The sequence below is a fragment of the Saccharopolyspora spinosa NRRL 18395 genome (assembly GCF_000194155.1).
Classification (GTDB): Bacteria; Actinomycetota; Actinomycetes; order Mycobacteriales; family Pseudonocardiaceae; genus Saccharopolyspora; species Saccharopolyspora spinosa.
Genome location: NZ_GL877882.1, coordinates 10,233 through 27,511 on the forward strand (window position 1 = coordinate 10,233; position 17,279 = coordinate 27,511).

Below are 17,279 nucleotides of genomic sequence, written 5' to 3' on the forward strand. Positions count from 1 at the left end.
GCTGGCGAGGGTTCCGGCGGGGTTACGCGGCGGAAGGTGGACGCGGCCGCTGCTGTTGGGGCTGTTTCCGGGAGTCCGGGTGATGGTGGGAGTGGGGTGCTCACGGCGGCGGAGCAGGCAGCACCGCAGGACCCGAGTGCGGAGTCGAAACAGAAGGAATATAACGCGAAGCATTACCAGGCGAGAAAGGCTGCTGCCGCCCGGGTTGTGGAGTTGAAGAAGCAGGGGCCGCTGACTGAGGAGCAGGAGGCGGAGTTGGTGGAGCTCCAGCCGAAGGCGCAGCAGTTGAAGAAAAAGCAGGATGCAGACGCGGCGCGGTCCCACGCGAGAAAGGTTGCTGCCGCCCGGATTGCGCTGTTGGAGGCGTTGGCGGAGCGGGAGCGGCTGACTGGGGAGAAGGAGGCGGAGTTGGCGGAGCTCCGGCCGAAGGTGGCGCAGCAGAAGCAGAAACAGAAGGAAAAGAGCGCGAAGCGGTCCCAGGCGGGAAAGGCTGCTGCCGCCCGGGTTGCGGAGTTGAAGGCTCAGGAGGAGCTGACTAAGGAGGAGGCGGCGGAGCTGGCGAAGCTCGAGGCGGAGGTGGCGAAGCAGAGGGAAAGGTGGAGGAAAGCTAGCGCGAAGCATCGCCCGGCGAAAAAGGCCGCCGCTGCCGCCGCGATTGCGGAGTTGGAGGCGTTGGAGGAGCAGGGGACGCTGACTTCGGAGCAGCAGGCCGAGCTCAAGTTGCGGCGAGAAATAAAAATGAACGAAACTGAGGTACATCGCCTGGTAAACCAGGTAACGCTAGGGAACAAGACCGCTAAGGAAGTCAAGGCGCTGGAGGCGTTGCCGCGGAGTGTTGAGATTGAGGCCAAGCTGCCTACGTTGCGGAGCAAGGTGGCTAGGTTGGCCGCGTTTGCGGAGCCGTTGAAGGAAACGAAACAAAGGCTTGCGGAAAGCAGGAAGAAGCTCAAGCTGATGCAGGAGGCTGGATCGGGGCGGATTGCGGGTTTGGAGGCAAGTGGGCAGCAGGATGAGCAGAGCGCAATGGTTTCGAGCGGGGTATCGGAGTGGACTGGGGCTGATCGGGACGAGCGGGGCCAGGGGATGGCCGACTTCGATCTCGGTGCGTGGCTTGATCGGGAGCTGGCGGATTTGGATGTGTCGTGGGATGCGGGTCCGGCGGAGCAGCGTGGGGCGGAACGGGACGCGTGGTCGGGTGGGGGCGTTGATCTCGGTGCGTCGGTTGATGAGGCGATCGAGGATTCAGCTGGCGACGGGCAGGCTGCGGCATCGCCGTCCACTTTGGACGAAAATCGGCAGACGGATTTGGAGGCGTTGCGGGAGTCGGATGCGGCTATGCAGACGGAGTGGGGGGAGCCGCGAGAGGGGTTGGACGAGGCTGATCAGGGGCAGGTGGAGGGTGCGATCCGCGATGCGGCGCAGGATTCGCGGGTTGCGCAGCTGCGGGAGTCGCTGAAGCAGGCTGAGTCTGACCTGGCTTCGTTGGAGGCGTTGCCGGGTTGGGACGAGAACCTGCGGGCGGAGTTCGCGACGTTGCCGATGTTCGATCAGGGTTATGCGGACGGACTGGGAGCAGGCGCAGCGGCGTATCGAGGCGTTGCGGGCGGAATTGGCCGGGATTGCGGATGACGAGCGCAGGGGTGCACAGGGTGGGGTGTCGCAGGATGTGGGGGAGGGAGTGGGTGGTGTCGAGGCGATTGCCGGAGGGTTTGATTTCGCCGAGTTCCTCCCCGACTACACCGACGGGGAGGGTTCCGTTCGGTCGTTTGGGGTTGAAGGCGATAACGGTCTGTCTTTCGGTGAGCCGTTTCCGGCGTCTGCGGTGTGGCCGGGTGCGGGGGGTGCGGCGGAGTTTGGGGTGTGGGGGGTTGCGGGTCCGGTAGTGGGGGGGGGGTCGGTTGGGGATTGGTATCGGTTTCTGCCGGGGGTGAATCAGGCTAATTTTGGTTCCGGTGATGAGCGTTATCAGGTGAACTGCCAGGAGGCGGTGGTGGCGCTTCACAATTCTGTCGGGTTCGGTCGGCAGTTTGTGGCGGGTCCGGCTGGTGTTGATCGGGATCCGGCTGGGTTGGAGGCGGCGTTCGGGGCGAAGGCCCGGTGGGTGGGGGGTGTTGCTGGGGTTGAGCAGTATGCGCGGAGCGGGCCGGTGGGTGTGGGTGTGCCGGTGATTTACCAGCGAGCCGACGGTAGCGCGCATGTGATCGCTGCGGTGCATGCCGGGGACCGCGATGGGCATGAGGTGGTGGATCTGCTGGATCCGCAGAAGGGGGAGGTCGCTGAGAAAGCTGATGTTTTGGCTGCGACCAAGGTGTGGGTGATTCCGGTGCCAGAGGCCGAACCGGACCGGGCGATGGTGGTGTTGCCGCCCAGTGGTTCCGGGTTGCGCAGCCAGGGCTGGGGATCCGGGCTGCCCATCGAGGTGACGGGCCTGAAGCGTCAGCCCGGTGCGTCCAGGCCGGAGGCCGGGAAAACCGGCCCGAAAGGCACGACGAGGACACGGGGGGAGATCGATGAGCGGGCGGAGGCTGGCGAGAGTTCGTGGGCGGTGGTCGACCAGAGTTCGCGGAGGGCCCGGCAGGAGGTGCCAGCAGCCGCTGCTGGGATTGACCCCGGGAGTCCGGGCAAGAGCTGCTCACCCCGACCGATCAGCCAGCGCAACAGGACGAGCGGAGTGCGCAGCGGAAACAGAAAAAGAAGGAAATTAGCGTGAGGCATCGCCGGGTGAGAAGGGCCGAAGTCGATCGGGTTGCGGAGTTGGAGGAGTTTCCGCTGACTGAGGAGCAGGAGGTGGAACTGGCGGCGCTCCAGCCGAGGGAGGCGCATCGGAAACAGCAAATGAAGGCAAAGAGTGCGAGGCATCGCCGGGTGAGAAGGGCCGAAGCCGATCGGGTTGCGGAGTTGGAGGAGTTGGCGGGACGGGCGCCGCTGACTGAGGAGCAGGAGGCGGAACTGGCGGCGCTCCAGCCGAAGGTGGTGCAGCGGAAACAGCAAAACACGGAAAGAGCCGCGAAGGATTACCAGACGAGAAAAGCTGCCGCCGATCGGGTTGCGGAGTTGGGGGAGTTGGTGGGGGGGGGGGGAGGAGCAGGAGGCGGAACTGGCGGCGCTCCAGCCGAAGGCGGAGCGGCGGAAACAGCAAACGAAGAAAAAGAACGCGAAGTATTACCAGACGAGAAAAGCTGCCGCCGATCGGGTTGCGGAGTTGGAGGAGTTGGCGTCGCTGACTGAGGAGCAGGAGGCGGAACTGGCGGCGCTCCAGCCCAAGACGGCGCAGCGGAAACAGCAAAAGAGGGAAAGGGACGCGAGGTATCGCAAGGTGAGAAAGGTCGCCGCCGCCGGCGCGATTGCGAGCTTGGAGGAGTTGGAGGAGCAGGGGCCGCTGACTTTGGACCAGCAGGCCGAGCTCAATTTGCGGCGGGAAATAGAAATGGGAGAAAAGGAGAGTGCTCGGCTGAGTGGGCGAGTAACGAGACTGAAAGAAGGGGCTGCGGAGATCGAGGCGTTGGAGGCGTTGCCGCGGAGTATCGAGATTGAGTCCAAGCTGCGTACGTTGCGGGACAAGGCGGCTGAGCGGGCTGATCCTGCGGAGCAGTTGAAGGAGACGAGGCGAAGGCTGGCGGAAAGCAGGACGAAGCTCAAGCTGATGCAGGAGGCTGGGTCGGGTCGGATTGCGGGCGTGGTGGCAAGTGGGCAGCAGGATGCAATGGTGCTAGGTGAGGTGGGGGAGTGGACTGGGGCTGGGCAGGGCGAACAGGACGCGGGGCCGGCTGACGTCGATCTCGATGAGTGGCATGACCGGGCGTTGTGGGAGTCGGATGAGCACACGGCGGATGCGGTGGAGGGCACGGAGGATGCGGTGGAGGGTGCGGAGGATGCTGGCGTGATGCAGGGGGAGGATCCTGCCTACGAGGAGTTTGTCGCGACCGCGTTGACCGCGTTCCTGCGACAGGATGCTGGGGAGGGTGCGGCGGATGCTGGGGAGTCGGGTAGTGGGCAGTGAGGCGGTGAGGGCTGGGTATCGGCGGACAATCAGGCTGGAAAACCCACCACAGGCGTGAATAATGCAGGCATCTCCAAGGATGCCCGCCAGCTTCGGCAAAATCGGGCAACGCCCTCCATAGCGCCCTGCGTTGCCTCGGCGAGCGTGCCAACTCCGAACTCAAAACCACGTGTAAAAGGCGCTCCACCGCTACCGCGGCTGCCCCTGGCGCCTCGGTGACATCGTCGCCGCCGCCCTGGTCCTGCTTTATCACGAACACGACCGCATCGCATGACCAAACAAGAGTCGATCACACAACGCAACAAGAAGTTACGCGGAAACGCTCACAATCTTACCCAACTCGGCGGTACATGGATTCCAAAGATCCCCGCTCATCCGCGCGCAACTACACAGCGTAATAGCTATCATGTCACAAACGGTGCATTAAAAAACAGGATTTCTTTACATGGCACAAGGGGGCGATGGCGCAGCAATGCGCCGCCGCTACGCGGCTGGCGTATGGCGTTCTGCCTGATTGAAGACCACGGCCTGGGCGGCAAGACGACCCGCATCACTCCGCTGAATGGACGCTCGGTTGGTGCTTTCGCTAATCTAGAAAAGTGTTCACCTCTGGCGTAGTGTCACCCGATTGACCTATACACTTTGCGGATCGACTACGGCAGTCTAGCTACTTAGAAACTTCCGCCGGCTGAATCAGAAACCTGGGTAGTCCGAGAATGGGGAGCTGCGTCACTGTCGGCTGAATACGGTCACCTGCGCGTCTTTTGTGTGAAGGGGAAACCATTAATGCCGTCCTCGAAAACACTCGATGCCGTTTTTACTCCAGCCAAGGTCGAACCGGGTTCCAGTGTGCAAGTCAGCATTAGCGGACTGCCGTCCGATGTCCGGTCGGTCAGCATCGTGTCCGCAGCTGTCGAAGGCGGTCCAGAACCGCAAACGCTCGATGTGACCGTCGGATCGGATGGTGCGGGCACGGCGTCCGGCGACATCGTAATCAATTCTGACCTGACGCCCGGAGAACAGGCAATCGAAGTGCGCCGAGACGGGCCAGATGGCGACGTGGTCGGTAATGTTACTTTCACGGTGAGCGAATCGTCCGATCCTGTCGCTACGCCAAAAAGCGGGAGGGCCGGGCCTCCCGGCGCCAAAGGCGATAAGGGAGATAAAGGCGACCCCGGGCCCAAGGGGGACAAAGGCGACACCGGCCCCAGGGGTCCTAGGGGAGATAGGGGAGACCAGGGCGATCCGGGCGAGAAGGGGGATTCTGGTCCCAAGGGAGGCTCCGGTCCGAAAGGTGACCGCGGTGATAAGGGCGAGCCGGGTGCCGCCGGTTCTAACGGCCGGAAGGGCGATCCTGGAGAAAAGGGCGATCCTGGAGAAAAGGGCGATCCCGGTCCGAAGGGGGAAACTGGCCCCAAGGGGGACGCTGGCCCCCAGGGGGAAACTGGCCCGAAGGGGGAAACTGGTCCCAAGGGAGATGCCCCAAGGGGGAAACTGGTCCCAAGGGAGACGCTGGCCCCAAGGGGGAAACTGGCCCCCAGGGAGCCGAGGGGGGCCGTGGCGAGAAGGGAGACGCTGGCCCCAAGGGCGACAAGGGGGATCCTGGAAAGGACGGAACCGCCGGGCACCCAATTCTTGTTGACGACTACACGATATCAGCCAACGAGTTGCGAACCCGTAAGCTGAACACGATCTGGTCCAGGAACGTGACCGTGAAAAATCTTTCCCCGGATACCGTCCTGTTGTCATCCAAGGAGGGTCAGGGGATTGCACATGATTACCTGGCGTCCGTGGAAGTGTCCGGTTATGAGCGCTTCAAAGATGGCTTCACCATCTTTCTCCGGAAGGTGACCGAGCCGGCCTGGACCGAAAAGAGCGGTAAAGTCCTGGTGCGCACCGTTGTCTACTCCGCGGCCCCCTCTCAGTTCGGCGACTGAATTCGACGAACATCTTCTCCCATTCCGAGCGTGAAGGCTGGTCATGGCAGACGACTTCGACGAGAGCAACGTGAATCCACCCGACGACCCGGACGCCGTACTGCGTGAGCTGAAAAATCAGGCTGACTATGGAAAATTGTTCGCCGCGACGCTGGCCAAAGATTCGACGAGTATCGACAAGGCAGTCGGTGAACTGACCAAGAATCGCGCCGATATCGACAAAAGCGAAAAGGACTACGTCACCGGCGACTATCTGAAGAAGTTTTCCGAACTGCGGGCACGCATCGACGACAAATGGCCATGCCTGCGTCGAGTGCTCGAAGAGAATGCTGACCTTGCCGACCTGGTCATACGAACATTTCGCGAGGACATCCTCCAGGCGGGGAAAAAACTGGAGGAGATCACCGAGCACCTGACGCGGGCACAGCAGGAACTCGACTCGCGGACACGGGAACTCGCCGACAAACAGCAGGCCCTCAAGGACCTGCTGACCCTGCCGGCTGATCTGGTGAAACAGCTGACCACAATGACCGGCCTGGAAAAGCGGGTGCAGGATGCCGCACAGGATCCCACGAGAGCCTTCGAGGCATATGCCACGGCCGACGAGATCATTCGGCAGTTCGAGGAAGAACTCTTCATACCGACCGTGGATGAATTCCACCGGCTCGTGTTCGCCCGCTGGGGTGAGGTGGTCCGCTCCCAACGGGAACTGGCGAAGGCCCAGGACAAGGTGTCCAAACTCACCGGCAAGAAGACAACGGTCGAGCAGGCAGTGAAAGACCTGAGCAATGACCGAATCGCCGAACTGTTGCGGCGCTGGACCTCAGCACTGCTGCGGTCAGTGACCTCGTCACCGGATGAAGAGCGGGTTGAAGAGGCGGCGGAGTGGGCCACGTCCACGTCGCCCTGAACTTGGTCAGCCGGGCGTTGCGCGAGGTACTGGCCCTCGGATACCGCGCCGACCCGGTGGTGGACGCGCTCGTGGGAACGAAGGGTGTCGTGTTCACCGATCCGGGCGAGACGGCCAAGGACGCGCCGGGATGCCTGTCGCTGTGGCTGTACCGGGTCATGGAGAACGGCTATCTGCGCAACATCCCCGTCGAGGAACCACCGGGATCGACCACCCGTCGGCAGCCGCCGCTGTCGTTGGACCTGCACTACCTGCTGACCCCGTTCACCTCGTCGGCCGAGAACGACCAGATCCTGCTCAGCAGTTCGATGCAACTGTTGCACGACAACGCCATCGTCTACGTCCAGGACCCGGTCGCGGGAACGATCGATGAGATCAGGGTCGTGCTCGGCCGGCCGGAGCAGGCCGAGCTGACCGGGATCTGGGAAGCACTACACGCCCCGTACCGGCTCTCGGTCACCTATGTGGTGCGGGTGGTGCGGATCGACAGTACCCGCGTGGACGACACAGCGCTGGTCGTCGACGTGCGAACGATCTATTCGTCGCTGTGGCCAGAATCGGGGACGGTTCCCCTGGAGATCTCTGACCGTCATTTCGCCCCACCCAACGGTGAATCAGCCGTCCAAGAACGCAACCGAGGAGGGTAGATGCCCGAGTACCTCTCTCCCGGCACCTACGTCGAAGAGCTGCCGAGCGACGTGCTTCCGATCCAGGGGGTGAGCACCAGCACCGCGGGATTCGCCGGCCTGACCGAGCGTGGCCCGACCCAAGCGACACTGATCACCTCATGGCCCGAGTACCAGCGTTGGTACGGCGGCATCCTCGACCCGGCCCAGTCATATCTGCCGATCGCGGTGCAGGGGTTCTTCACCAATGGCGGCCAGCGGGTGTTCGTGGCCAGGATCGTGCCGGAGTCGGCCACGACCGCGACGCTCACCCTGCCCGCCGATGGCGACGGAGCGCCGAAGGTCACAGCGGTGGGCCCAGGCGGGTGGGGCGGGCGGGTGTACGTCAAGGTCAGCCCGGCCACGAAGAACACCAAGGGGTTCCGGCTCTCGGTGGCCTATTACCGGGGCAAGCCGCCGGAGACCATCGACGTGGTCAAATTCCCGCCGACGGTGTCCGAGGACTACGACGAACTCGGTGCCGACCGCAGCGCCGGACGGTTCGCGGAGGGTGTGGTCAACCCCGCCTCGCACCTGATCTCGCTGTCCTGGCCGAAGGACAAAACCCCCTCCGTGCCCAGCAACGGGGACTGGACCCCGCTCGCAGTCGAAGCCGACGACCCCTCGGTGAAACCGACCGCCAAGGACTTCCAGGGCCGCGACGGATCCGGCGGGTCCGGCCCCACCGGTCTGGCCGCGCTTGCCGCCTTGGATGAGGTTGCCATCCTCGCGGTGCCCGACGCCGTAAACGCTGCCCTGATAACGGACAGCAACGAACGCGTGACCATCGTCGGGAGCGTCCTCGACCAGTGCGAGTCGCTGCGGGACCGGTTTGCCATCCTCGACGTGGAGCAGGGCGCCTCGGACGTCAAGTCCATCGCCACCCAGTTCGTCTCCCGCCGGTCCAACTACGCGGCCATCTACTACCCGCACCTGCGGATACTCGATTCGTCCAGCCGGGCACCGATCCTGGTACCGCCAAGCGGATTCGTCGCCGGGATCTACGCCCACAACGACGTCACCAGGGGCGTGCACAAGGCGCCGGCCAACTACCAGGTGCAGGGCATCCTCACCCGGGACGTGCAACCCGGTGTCGGGCCGCTGGAGTTCACGATCTCCAAGGGACAGCAAGACATACTCAACCCCCAGGGTGTCAACGTGATCCGGGACTTCCGGACCACCGGGCAAGGGATCAGGGTATGGGGCGCTAGGACGATCTCCAGCGAACCGGACTGGACCTACATCAACGTGCGCAGGCTGTTCACCTACGTTGAGGAATCGGTGGAAAGAAGCCTGCAGTGGGTGGTGTTCGAGCCGAACTCCGAACCCACCTGGGCCAGGTTGCGCCGGACGGTCGACACCTTCCTGGAGCAGGTATGGCGGGACGGCGCGCTGATGGGCAGCACCCGCCAGGCGGCCTACTTCGTCCGGTGTGACAACTCCACCATGTCTGTCGACGACATCCTCAACGGCCGCTTGATCTGCTTGATCGGCCTCGCCGCGGTGCGTCCCGCGGAATTCGTGGTGCTGCGCTTCTCGCAGAAGACCATCGAGGCCGCCACCTGATCCCGACCGACCATCTGGAGAAAAGACGATGGCACAGACCGGAAAGCGAGTCGACCCGTTCGCGGCGTTCAACTTCACCCTCGACATCGACGGACTCGCCGGGTCGCACGGTTTCTCGGAGTGCAGTGGGGCCAACACCGAGCAGGACGTCATCGAGTACCGCGAGGGCAACATGGACTTCACGGTGATCAAACTGCCTGGGTTGAAGAAGTTCGGCGACATCACCCTGAAACGGGGCTTCACCACCAACCGGGAGCTGTGGGACTGGCGGCGTGCGGTACTGGAAGGCACCGTCGTGCGTCGCACCGGCCACATCGTGCTCAACGACGAGGCAGGCAAGCCCGCACTGCGCTGGAAGTTCACCAACGCCTGGCCGAAGCAGTACTCCGCGCCGTCGCTGAGCGGCACCGCCACCGAGGTGGCGATCGAGGAACTGGTGCTGGTCGTGGAAAGCTTCGAGTTGGACGCGGCGTAACATGCGCGGCCAGTCGACCAGCACCGTGCTCTCGAACCCGCTTGGCGCGCACCGTACCCCGGGTGTCCGGATGGAATGGCTGGACGCCGCACCGCAGGGCCGTAGCATCGTACCGACCGACGTCGCCGGTTTCGTCGGCGTGGCCGAGCGCGGACCGCTGCACAGCGCGGTCCGGGTCGACGGCCTGAGCCAGTTCCAGGGGGTGTTCGGCAGGACGCTTCCGTATTCGTACCTCGCGTACGCGGTGGAGGCGTTCTTCGCCAACGGCGGCAACCGATGCTGGGTCGTCCGGGTCGCCAACCCGGACGATGCCGTGGCCGCCAGCGCGATCGTGCCGGTCGGGGACGCCGACACCGCGTTGGTGGTGACCGCCAGCAGTCCTGGCACCTGGGGCAACGCGGTTGAGTGCCATGTGCGGCCGATGATGCACGGAAGATTCTCACTGGAACTGCGCTGCGGTGGGGTTCGCGAGGTCTGGCGCGGGCTGGCGAGCGCCCCGGACGCCTCGGCTGGCCGAGACCCGATCGCCGTCCTCAACGATCTGGTGACCGGTTCTCGTTTGGTGGCGGTGCGGTGGTGGGCCGACGGTGTTGGGTATCCAGCGGGCACCGCCGTGGGGTATCCGTCAGCTGGCTCCGCCGACGGCGTGCTGCTCACCGGCGGTGCCGACGGTCTGTCCACCCTGCGTCCCGAGCATTTCGGCGCAGAGCCGACTCGATGGGGTGTCGAGGCGCTTGACCTGGTCGACGAGGTTTCCTTGGTGAGCGTGCCAGACTGCTTCTCGCCTCCGGCGTCGCAGGGCGGGGTGCCCAGACCACGGCCCTGTGCCCCAAAGTCCTCAGTGGAGCTTCGTCCGCCGCGCCCGGTGTTCGACCTCGCGGCGCTCGCCCGGGTGCAGCAGGCGGCAGTCTGGCACTGTGAACGGCGGCGGGACCGGGTCGCGCTCTTGGACGTCCCCCGCGAGGGCGTGGACGGTCTCCCCGCAGGCACGGCTGACGTGATCGCGTGGCGAGACCAGTTCGACTCTTCCTACGCCGCGCTGTACCACCCCTGGATCGTGGTGCCCGACCGTAACGTGACCAGCCGGACGCCTACCAGCCGGACCATAGTCCCGCCCAGCGGCCACGTCGCCGGGCTGTGTGCGTTGGGAGACAACACGACTGGCGTGCACAAGGCCCCGGCGGGCAGCGTGCTCCAACTGGCCATCGACACGGCCGTCGACCTGGACTCGGTGGAGCACGGCGACCTTGACCACGCCGGCGTCAACGTGATCCGGATGGCACGCGGTGTCCGGGTACTTGGCAACCGGACGCTGACCAAGCGGCACTCGTGGTTGGGGCGGCTGAACGTGCGGCGGCTGCTGGTGGCATTGGAGGAACAGGTCGCCGTGGAGACCGCGTGGACCACGTTCGAGGCCAACGGGACCAAACTCTGCGGCGAGCTGGAAAGTTTGGTGCGCGATGTCCTCGAGGACGCCAGGCGCAGAGGTCTGCTGGCCGGTGCGACACCGGACGAGGCGTACTCGGTGTGCTGCGACGAGTCCGTCAACCCTCCTGCGGATCTGGCCGAAGGCAGGATCGCCTGTCTGATCGGGATTCAGCCACCACCGCCGGCCGAGTTCCTGGTGGTCCGAATGGTCCGGACCCCGGCAGGTGTGCTGGCCGAGCAGCCGGGAGGCGGCAATGGCTGAGCTGGGCACGCAGACCTACCCGTTCGTTGGCTTCCGGTTCGAGGTGCGACTGGATGCGCTGTCGGTCGGTGGCTTCAGCGAGTGCGGCGGCCTGCGGCTGCGCACCGAGATCCAGGACTTCATTGAGGGCGGGCTGAACACTCACGTGCACAAGCTGCCCGTGCGGGTTACGCAGAGCGACATCACCCTGCGGCGCGGGGTGGCGGACCGGGTGCTGTGGGACTGGTATGCCGAGCTGGCGGCAGGAACCGTCCGCCGACGCGGCGGCGCGATCCTGGTGCGCGACGCGAGCGGTAGCAAGGTGGTGGCCGAATGGCGGTTCCAGCGCGCCCTGCCGGTGACCTGGATCGGCCCGGAGCTCGACGCGTCGCAGAGCCGGGTCGCGGTGGAGACGATCGAACTGGCCCACGAGGGTCTTGAACGGAGGAGATGACAGCCGTGCCACTGCACATCGAGAACATGACCAGCCAGGTGCGCACTCAACCCGACAGTCCTTCGTGGACGGACGGGGAGCTGGACCGGATCGTGGACCTGGTGGTCGCCCGGCTGGACCGCGACCGGCGGGCCGCCGCGATGCTGGCGGAGGCCACCGACTTATGGCCGGACGCCGGTGGCCGTCGGTCGAGCGCAGGCTAAGAGGTCCTGAGCCGATGACCCTCACCAAGATCCACTTTGAGGTCCTGGACAAGGCCGCCGTCGACCGGGCCCGTGGCCTGCTCGACCAGTTCGACGCCCAGTTCAACCCGGCCGACTACACCCTGACCAAGGGCGCCCAGTTCGCCGAGATCGGCATCCCCGGGGTGGATTCGCCGATTCTCCAGTTCGTCCGGGGCGATACCGAGCGGCTGACCCTGGAGCTGCTGTTCGACACCACCGAGTCCGGCATGGGCGACAAGGCGGTCGACGTGACCACGCTGACCAGGCACGTCTACCAGCTCGTCAAGATCCAGCCGGCGACCCATGCCGCCCCCCGGTTCCGGGTCACCTGGGGCAAGGGGCTGTCGTTCACCGCCGTCGCCGAGCAGGTGCAGCAGCGCTTCACCCTGTTCAGCCCGGCAGGCATTCCGCTGCGGGCGACGGTGACCCTGACCATGCGGGAGTACAAGTCGCTGGAGACCCAGCTCGCCGAGCTGAAGCTCCAGTCCCCGGATCACACCAAGATCCGGGTCATCGCCCGGGGGGACACGCTGGCCGGCGTCGCGGCCGAGGCATACGACGATCCCCGGCACTGGCGAACGATCGCCGACGCCAACCCCGGCGTCGATCCGAGGCGACCAGAGCCGGGGACACTGCTGGAGATTCCGCCGCTGCCGTTGGGGACCTCATGAGCACCGGCCAGGTGATCTACCAAGACCAGGACTTCTACGTTCCGGCGTTCGAGGTGAACCCGCCGGGCAAACGAATGCCGCGCGACGTGTTGCACGACGTGCTGGACGTGACCTACCGCGACGGTATCGACGAAGTCGACAGCTTCTCGATCACAGTGAACAACTGGGACAGTGCCAAACGGACGTTCAAATACAGCGACAGCACCACCTTCCTGCCTGGTAAGAAACTGGAACTGTGGGTCGGCTACCGGGGCAAGGGCGCACTGAGCCGGCTGATGACCGGTGAGATCACCGCGATGCGACCGAGTTTCCCGGCCTCCGGCCGGCCGACGTTGGTGGTGACCGTGCTCAACCTGCTGCATCGGTTGCGCGACAAGCAGAACACCTTCGTATACGAGAACAAAACCGACAGCCAAATCGCCAAGCAGGTCGCCGACCGGCTCGGTGTGCCGATCCGCACCGCGCCCTCGGCCGAACAGCCGTATCCGTACCTGTTGCAGGACAACGAGTACGACGTGCTGTTCCTGATGAGACTGGCCGCGCGGGCCGGCTACGACCTGTGGGTGGACGAGGAGCGCGGCGGTGGCAAGGCCGTGCTGCACTTCGAGCCATCGGCCGCGGCCGGTCGGGTCGACTACCGGTTGACCTGGGGCAAATCGTTGATCGAGTTCGAGCCGACGCTGAACACCGCGCGGCAGGTCAACGAGGTGGTGGTGCGGGCGTGGGATCGCAGGCGCAAGAAGCAGATCACCGCGACCGCGAAACGGGGGTCCTCCGGCGACCCGGCCGTGCGGGCCGCGTTCGCCGGGCGGGGCGAGGTCATATCCGCCGTTGTCGCCAGTGAGCAGGAGGCACACCGGATCGCCAAGGACCGGCTCGCGGAGATCGGGCAGAGCATGGTGCAGGCCACCGGGTCCACGGTCGGTCTGCCGGAGCTGAGGGCCGGCCGCAAGATGCGCATCGACGGGCTCGGGCGTCGATTCGATGGTACCTACTTCGTCACGGGAACCCGGCATTCGCTGGGTGACTCGGGCTACCGCACCTCCTTCGACTGCCGCCGAGAGGACTGAGAGCTTATTTGACAACCGCCGAAGCGGCTTTCTACGCCATACCTGAGGTTCCGCTAAATGACCGGCTACAAAGCCATTTTCAAGCACCCCTGAGAGGACAGATGCCACATTTCGCCGGACAGGGCCTGCTGGTTGGTCTCGTGATCGACCTGAACGATCCGGAACACCTCGGCCGGGTGAAGGTCAGCTACCCGGAACTGGGCGACGTGCGCAGCGACTGGGCCAGGCTGGTCACCCCAATGGCGGGCAAACGCAGGGGAATGGTGTTCCGTCCGGAGACCGGCGATGAGGTACTGGTCGGTTTCCTCCAGGGCGACAGCCGTGCGCCCTACGTCCTCGGCTCCGTGTGGAACGCCGCGGACCCGCCTCCGGCCGACGACGGCAAGGCAACCGAGAACAACTGGCGGTTCATCACGTCCCGAAGTGGCCACGTGATCCGGTTCGACGACACGCCGGGCAAGGAGAAGGTCGAGGTGATCGACAAGGACAAGCAGTGCTCGGTGACCATCGACAGCACCAGGAAGCAGATCACGATCAAGGCAGGCTCCGGCGGAATCAAACTGTCCGCACCGGAGGGGACCATCACGCTGTCGGGCAAGACCATCGAACTCGACGCGAGCACCACCGTTAAGGCGAAGGCCGATCAGAGCCTGGGACTGACTGCGGGCACGTCACTGAAGGCCGAGGCCGGCACCACATTGTCCACGACGGCCGGGCAGAAGGTCACCATCCGTGGCCTGACCGTGGACATCAACTAGAGAACGTTGCTCCTGGAGGGAAGACAGCGCATGGGCAAACCGGCGGCGAAGCTAGGGGACCGGGTCACCGGGATGGACACCCACCTGGTGCAACCACCCGGTCCGGTGCCACCGACCCCGGTGCCGTTGCCCTTCAGCGGCACGCTGATCGGGCAGCTGTCCCGGAACGTCCGGATCGAGGGCCGGCCCGCGGCCACCGTCGGCAGCACCGCGACGAACCTGCCCCCGCACATTCCGCCGGGCGGGACATTCGTCAAACCACCGACCAACCAGGGCCGGGTGATGGTCGGCAGCCTTACCGTCCGGATCAACGGCAAGCCCGCGGCGCGTGCCGGAGACCCCGTGCTGACTTGCAACGACCCGGTCGACCTTCCAGTCGGCAGGGTGCTGGCCGTGGGCACCGTACGGATCGGGGGCTGAGCATGGACATCGACATGCTCGGCAAGGGGATGGCGTTTCCGATCCGGTGGGATGTGGCCGGTCGGCCGCGGCTGGTCGAAGGCTCGGAGAAGATTCAGCAGGGCATCTTGATGATCATGGCAACCGCGCTCGGGGAACGCGTCATGCGCCCCGACTTCGGTTGTGGCATCCACGATCTGGTTTTCCAGCCCAACACCGCGACCCTGCATGGTGTGGTCATCGAGCAGGTCCGGGAGGCGCTCATCCGGTGGGAGCCCCGGATCGACCTGCTGGACGTGCGGGCCGAGGTTCCGCCGGACACCCCGCACTGCCTGCTGATCCGGGTCGACTACCGGATCCGCGCGAACAACGCGACCCAGAACGTGGTCTATCCGTTCGTTCTTGACGAGGGCGACGCCGCCGTGGCCGGAGGCCGGCGATGACACTCGACTTCCCAAACCTGGACACCCGGACCTACGACGACCTGGTGGCCGAGGCGCGGCGGCGGATCATCCGGTTCGTGCCGGAGTGGACCGACTTCAATGCCAGCGATCCGGGCACCGCGCTGGTCGAGCTGTTCTGCTGGCTTACCGAAACCCTGCTCTACGAGACCAACCGGATGCCCGACCTGGCCTACGTGAAGTTCCTGGAACTGGTCGGGTTCTCGCAGCATCCGGCGGTGCCGGCCACCGTCGATCTCACGTTCGTGCCGATGGCCCAGGTGCCCGACGCGCGGGTGTCCAGTGGCACCCAAGCATCGGCCATCGGCGCCGACGGCTCACCGGTGGTGTTCGAGACCGACGAGGACCTGGCGCTGGTGTCCTATCCGCTGACCCACATCGGGGTCGCGCACCAGGGCCAGTACTCACCCGTGCTCCAGCCGTTGATGGACCCGCCGCCCACGTACCGGCCGTTCGGCTGCCGACCGAAGCACGGCGACGCGCTGTACCTGGGGTTCGCCCCGCTGGCTCCGGTCGCCGACGGCACCCCCGCGCCACCGGCCCGCTTCCCCGAATTGCTGCGGTTGCAGGTGAAAGTGCCGCCGGAGGCGGGCCTGCTCCAGTCGCTCAGCGCGGCGGAGGTGAACGAGCTTCCGGACCCGCCGGTGCAGCTGACCTGGGAGTACCAGGCGCATCGCGGTTCTGACACCGCCCTGGAGTGGCGGCCGGTGTCCGTGCTGAGCGATACGACCGGCCGGCTGACCCACGACGGCTACCTGGTGATCGCCGGCCCCCAGGACGTTCCCCTGACGTCCGTGCGCGAGGTCGACGGCGAGCGCTACTGGCTACGGTGCCGACTGGCCAAGGGTGCCTACGCGGAGGAACTGGAACCGCTGGTCGAAGCGGTGTCGCTGAACACTGTGAGCGCCCGAAACCTGGTCACCGAGCACGAGGAGCTGCTGGGACATTCCGAAGGGCACCCGAGCGAGACCTACCAGCTCCGGCAGACCCCGGTCGAGCTGACCAGCGTCGTCCTGGAGACGCGTGCGGAGGCCGGCCCCGCCAGACGCTGGAACGCCAAGGCCGATCTGCTCTCATCCGGACCGGCCGATCCGGACTTCATGCTGGAACCCACTACCGGGGTGGTCACTTTCGGCGACGGCCGCCGTGGCCTGATTCCCCCGGCTAACGCCGAAATCGTGGCCGCGAGCTATCGCCACGGCGGTGGTGTCGCGGGCAACGTTCCCGCCGGGGCGGTGATGACCCTGCTGGCCGAACTCCCCGGGGTCGACCATGTCACCAACCACCGACCCGCCACCGGCGGCGCCGACCGGCAGTCACTTGAGGAGCTCAAGACCTCCGCGAAGGCGATGCTGCGCAGCCAACGCCGGGCGGTCACAGCGGAGGACTACGCCAGCTTCGCCCGGCAGGTTCCCGGGGTCGCCGACGCGATCGCCCGGCCGCTGGTCCACCCGGATCATCCGGGCGAGCAGGTTCCCGGTGTGGTCACGGTCGTCATCGCCGCCCGCCGCGAGGCGTACGGGCCGCGCGTGGCCCCGGTGCTACTCGCCACGGTCTGCCGGTCGCTGGAGCGGGTTCGGGTGCTCGCCACCGAACTGCATGTCACTCAGCCGGAACTGGTCGAGTTCGCACTCACGATCACGCTGCGGCGCCTTCCCCCGGACCGGACTGAAGATCAGGTCAAACAGGACGTGATCAAGGCGGTCAAGCGGTTTATGGACCCCTTCGCCCCCGGACCGGGCGCGATGTTCCGCACCGAGCTGCGGTTCGCTGACCTGTGGCGCGAGCTGCTTTCGGTTACCGGGTTCCAGAACGCCACCGACATCGAGATCGACGTTGAGCCGGCGCCTACGGAGACGCCGAACAAGCAGACGTACACGGTGCGGCTAAAGCCAGGCCAGCTCGCCGTGCTCAAACCTGACGGCGTCACGGTCACGTTCACGAAGGGCGGGGACCGATGAGGCCGAGGGGACCGACGCACTGGCTGCTGGACCAGCGCACCGGATGGCGCACCGCGACC

At 65.5% G+C, this 17,279-nt stretch carries 19 protein-coding genes; all 19 read left to right on the forward strand.

Annotated elements, in window-relative coordinates; translation table 11 throughout:
* Positions 1-1,629: coiled-coil domain-containing protein (locus SSPN_RS61000; RefSeq protein WP_010314515.1), on the forward strand; the 1,629-nt coding region annotated here is incomplete at its 5' end.
* Complete coding sequence (locus SSPN_RS57285) at positions 1,556-2,710, forward strand: hypothetical protein (RefSeq protein ID WP_010314517.1); 1,155 nt, start codon at positions 1,556-1,558, stop codon at positions 2,708-2,710. The genes SSPN_RS61000 and SSPN_RS57285, both read left to right, overlap by 74 nt.
* A gap of 44 nt (positions 2,711-2,754) precedes the next feature.
* Positions 2,755-3,228, forward strand: a complete 474-nt coding sequence (locus tag SSPN_RS58040) for a hypothetical protein (RefSeq protein ID WP_192814562.1) — start codon at positions 2,755-2,757, stop codon at positions 3,226-3,228.
* Entirely contained in the window at positions 3,203-4,000 is a 798-nt protein-coding gene (locus SSPN_RS58045; RefSeq protein ID WP_192814560.1) for a hypothetical protein, read from the forward strand. The genes SSPN_RS58040 and SSPN_RS58045 overlap by 26 nt, the downstream gene beginning before the upstream one ends.
* 270 nt (positions 4,001-4,270) lie before the next feature.
* Positions 4,271-4,618, forward strand: a complete 348-nt coding sequence (locus tag SSPN_RS55950; RefSeq protein WP_143539584.1) for a hypothetical protein — start codon at positions 4,271-4,273, stop codon at positions 4,616-4,618.
* Positions 4,619-5,712: 1,094 nt separating this feature from the next.
* Complete coding sequence (locus SSPN_RS61010; RefSeq protein WP_029536065.1) at positions 5,713-5,937, forward strand: hypothetical protein; 225 nt, start codon at positions 5,713-5,715, stop codon at positions 5,935-5,937.
* A gap of 43 nt (positions 5,938-5,980) precedes the next feature.
* Entirely contained in the window at positions 5,981-6,847 is an 867-nt protein-coding gene (locus SSPN_RS0135735) for a hypothetical protein (protein WP_010314523.1), read from the forward strand.
* Positions 6,823-7,494, forward strand: coding sequence for a Pvc16 family protein (locus SSPN_RS49635; RefSeq protein WP_010314525.1), 672 nt, complete (start codon positions 6,823-6,825; stop codon positions 7,492-7,494). The genes SSPN_RS0135735 and SSPN_RS49635 overlap by 25 nt, the downstream gene beginning before the upstream one ends.
* Positions 7,495-9,078 (forward strand): phage tail sheath C-terminal domain-containing protein, encoded by a 1,584-nt coding sequence (locus SSPN_RS0135745; RefSeq protein ID WP_010314527.1) that lies wholly within the window; start codon positions 7,495-7,497, stop codon positions 9,076-9,078.
* 28 nt (positions 9,079-9,106) lie between these two features.
* Entirely contained in the window at positions 9,107-9,553 is a 447-nt protein-coding gene (locus tag SSPN_RS0135750; protein WP_010314529.1) for a phage tail protein, read from the forward strand.
* Between the two features lie 70 nt (positions 9,554-9,623).
* Positions 9,624-11,243, forward strand: a complete 1,620-nt coding sequence (locus SSPN_RS0135755; RefSeq protein WP_170121562.1) for a phage tail sheath family protein — start codon at positions 9,624-9,626, stop codon at positions 11,241-11,243.
* On the forward strand, positions 11,236-11,676 hold the full coding sequence (locus SSPN_RS0135760) for a phage tail protein (protein ID WP_010314534.1): 441 nt from the start codon (positions 11,236-11,238) through the stop codon (positions 11,674-11,676). The genes SSPN_RS0135755 and SSPN_RS0135760 overlap by 8 nt, the downstream gene beginning before the upstream one ends.
* Positions 11,673-11,879 carry a hypothetical protein gene (locus tag SSPN_RS0135765; RefSeq protein WP_029536066.1) on the forward strand — a complete coding sequence of 69 codons (207 nt, stop codon included), beginning with the start codon at positions 11,673-11,675 and terminating at the stop codon, positions 11,877-11,879. The genes SSPN_RS0135760 and SSPN_RS0135765 overlap by 4 nt, the downstream gene beginning before the upstream one ends.
* 14 nt (positions 11,880-11,893) lie before the next feature.
* Entirely contained in the window at positions 11,894-12,571 is a 678-nt protein-coding gene (locus SSPN_RS0135770; protein WP_010314538.1) for a CIS tube protein, read from the forward strand.
* Positions 12,568-13,641 carry a phage late control D family protein gene (locus tag SSPN_RS49640; RefSeq protein WP_010314540.1) on the forward strand — a complete coding sequence of 358 codons (1,074 nt, stop codon included), beginning with the start codon at positions 12,568-12,570 and terminating at the stop codon, positions 13,639-13,641. Before SSPN_RS0135770 ends, SSPN_RS49640 begins: the two co-directional genes overlap by 4 nt.
* Positions 13,642-13,781: 140 nt before the next feature.
* Positions 13,782-14,399, forward strand: coding sequence for a phage baseplate assembly protein V (locus tag SSPN_RS0135780; RefSeq protein ID WP_158309697.1), 618 nt, complete (start codon positions 13,782-13,784; stop codon positions 14,397-14,399).
* A gap of 30 nt (positions 14,400-14,429) precedes the next feature.
* Positions 14,430-14,819, forward strand: coding sequence for a PAAR domain-containing protein (locus SSPN_RS0135785; protein ID WP_010314544.1), 390 nt, complete (start codon positions 14,430-14,432; stop codon positions 14,817-14,819).
* 2 nt (positions 14,820-14,821) lie between these two features.
* On the forward strand, positions 14,822-15,241 hold the full coding sequence (locus SSPN_RS0135790) for a GPW/gp25 family protein (protein WP_010314547.1): 420 nt from the start codon (positions 14,822-14,824) through the stop codon (positions 15,239-15,241).
* Entirely contained in the window at positions 15,238-17,220 is a 1,983-nt protein-coding gene (locus SSPN_RS0135795) for a putative baseplate assembly protein (RefSeq protein ID WP_010314549.1), read from the forward strand. Before SSPN_RS0135790 ends, SSPN_RS0135795 begins: the two co-directional genes overlap by 4 nt.
* The last annotated feature ends 59 nt before the right edge of the window (positions 17,221-17,279 follow it).

Coding starts and splice junctions, on each gene's coding strand:
- SSPN_RS0135765 (WP_029536066.1), top strand. CDS start 11,673: ATGACAGCCGTGCCACTGCACATCGAGAACATGACCAGCCAGGTGCGC.
- SSPN_RS0135760 (WP_010314534.1), top strand. CDS start 11,236: ATGGCTGAGCTGGGCACGCAGACCTACCCGTTCGTTGGCTTCCGGTTC.
- SSPN_RS0135795 (WP_010314549.1), top strand. CDS start 15,238: ATGACACTCGACTTCCCAAACCTGGACACCCGGACCTACGACGACCTG.
- SSPN_RS0135755 (WP_170121562.1), top strand. CDS start 9,624: ATGGAATGGCTGGACGCCGCACCGCAGGGCCGTAGCATCGTACCGACC.
- SSPN_RS0135735 (WP_010314523.1), top strand. CDS start 5,981: ATGGCAGACGACTTCGACGAGAGCAACGTGAATCCACCCGACGACCCG.
- SSPN_RS0135770 (WP_010314538.1), top strand. CDS start 11,894: ATGACCCTCACCAAGATCCACTTTGAGGTCCTGGACAAGGCCGCCGTC.
- SSPN_RS55950 (WP_143539584.1), top strand. CDS start 4,271: ATGACCAAACAAGAGTCGATCACACAACGCAACAAGAAGTTACGCGGA.
- SSPN_RS57285 (WP_010314517.1), top strand. CDS start 1,556: ATGCGGACGGACTGGGAGCAGGCGCAGCGGCGTATCGAGGCGTTGCGG.
- SSPN_RS0135785 (WP_010314544.1), top strand. CDS start 14,430: ATGGGCAAACCGGCGGCGAAGCTAGGGGACCGGGTCACCGGGATGGAC.
- SSPN_RS0135790 (WP_010314547.1), top strand. CDS start 14,822: ATGGACATCGACATGCTCGGCAAGGGGATGGCGTTTCCGATCCGGTGG.
- SSPN_RS0135750 (WP_010314529.1), top strand. CDS start 9,107: ATGGCACAGACCGGAAAGCGAGTCGACCCGTTCGCGGCGTTCAACTTC.
- SSPN_RS49640 (WP_010314540.1), top strand. CDS start 12,568: ATGAGCACCGGCCAGGTGATCTACCAAGACCAGGACTTCTACGTTCCG.
- SSPN_RS0135745 (WP_010314527.1), top strand. CDS start 7,495: ATGCCCGAGTACCTCTCTCCCGGCACCTACGTCGAAGAGCTGCCGAGC.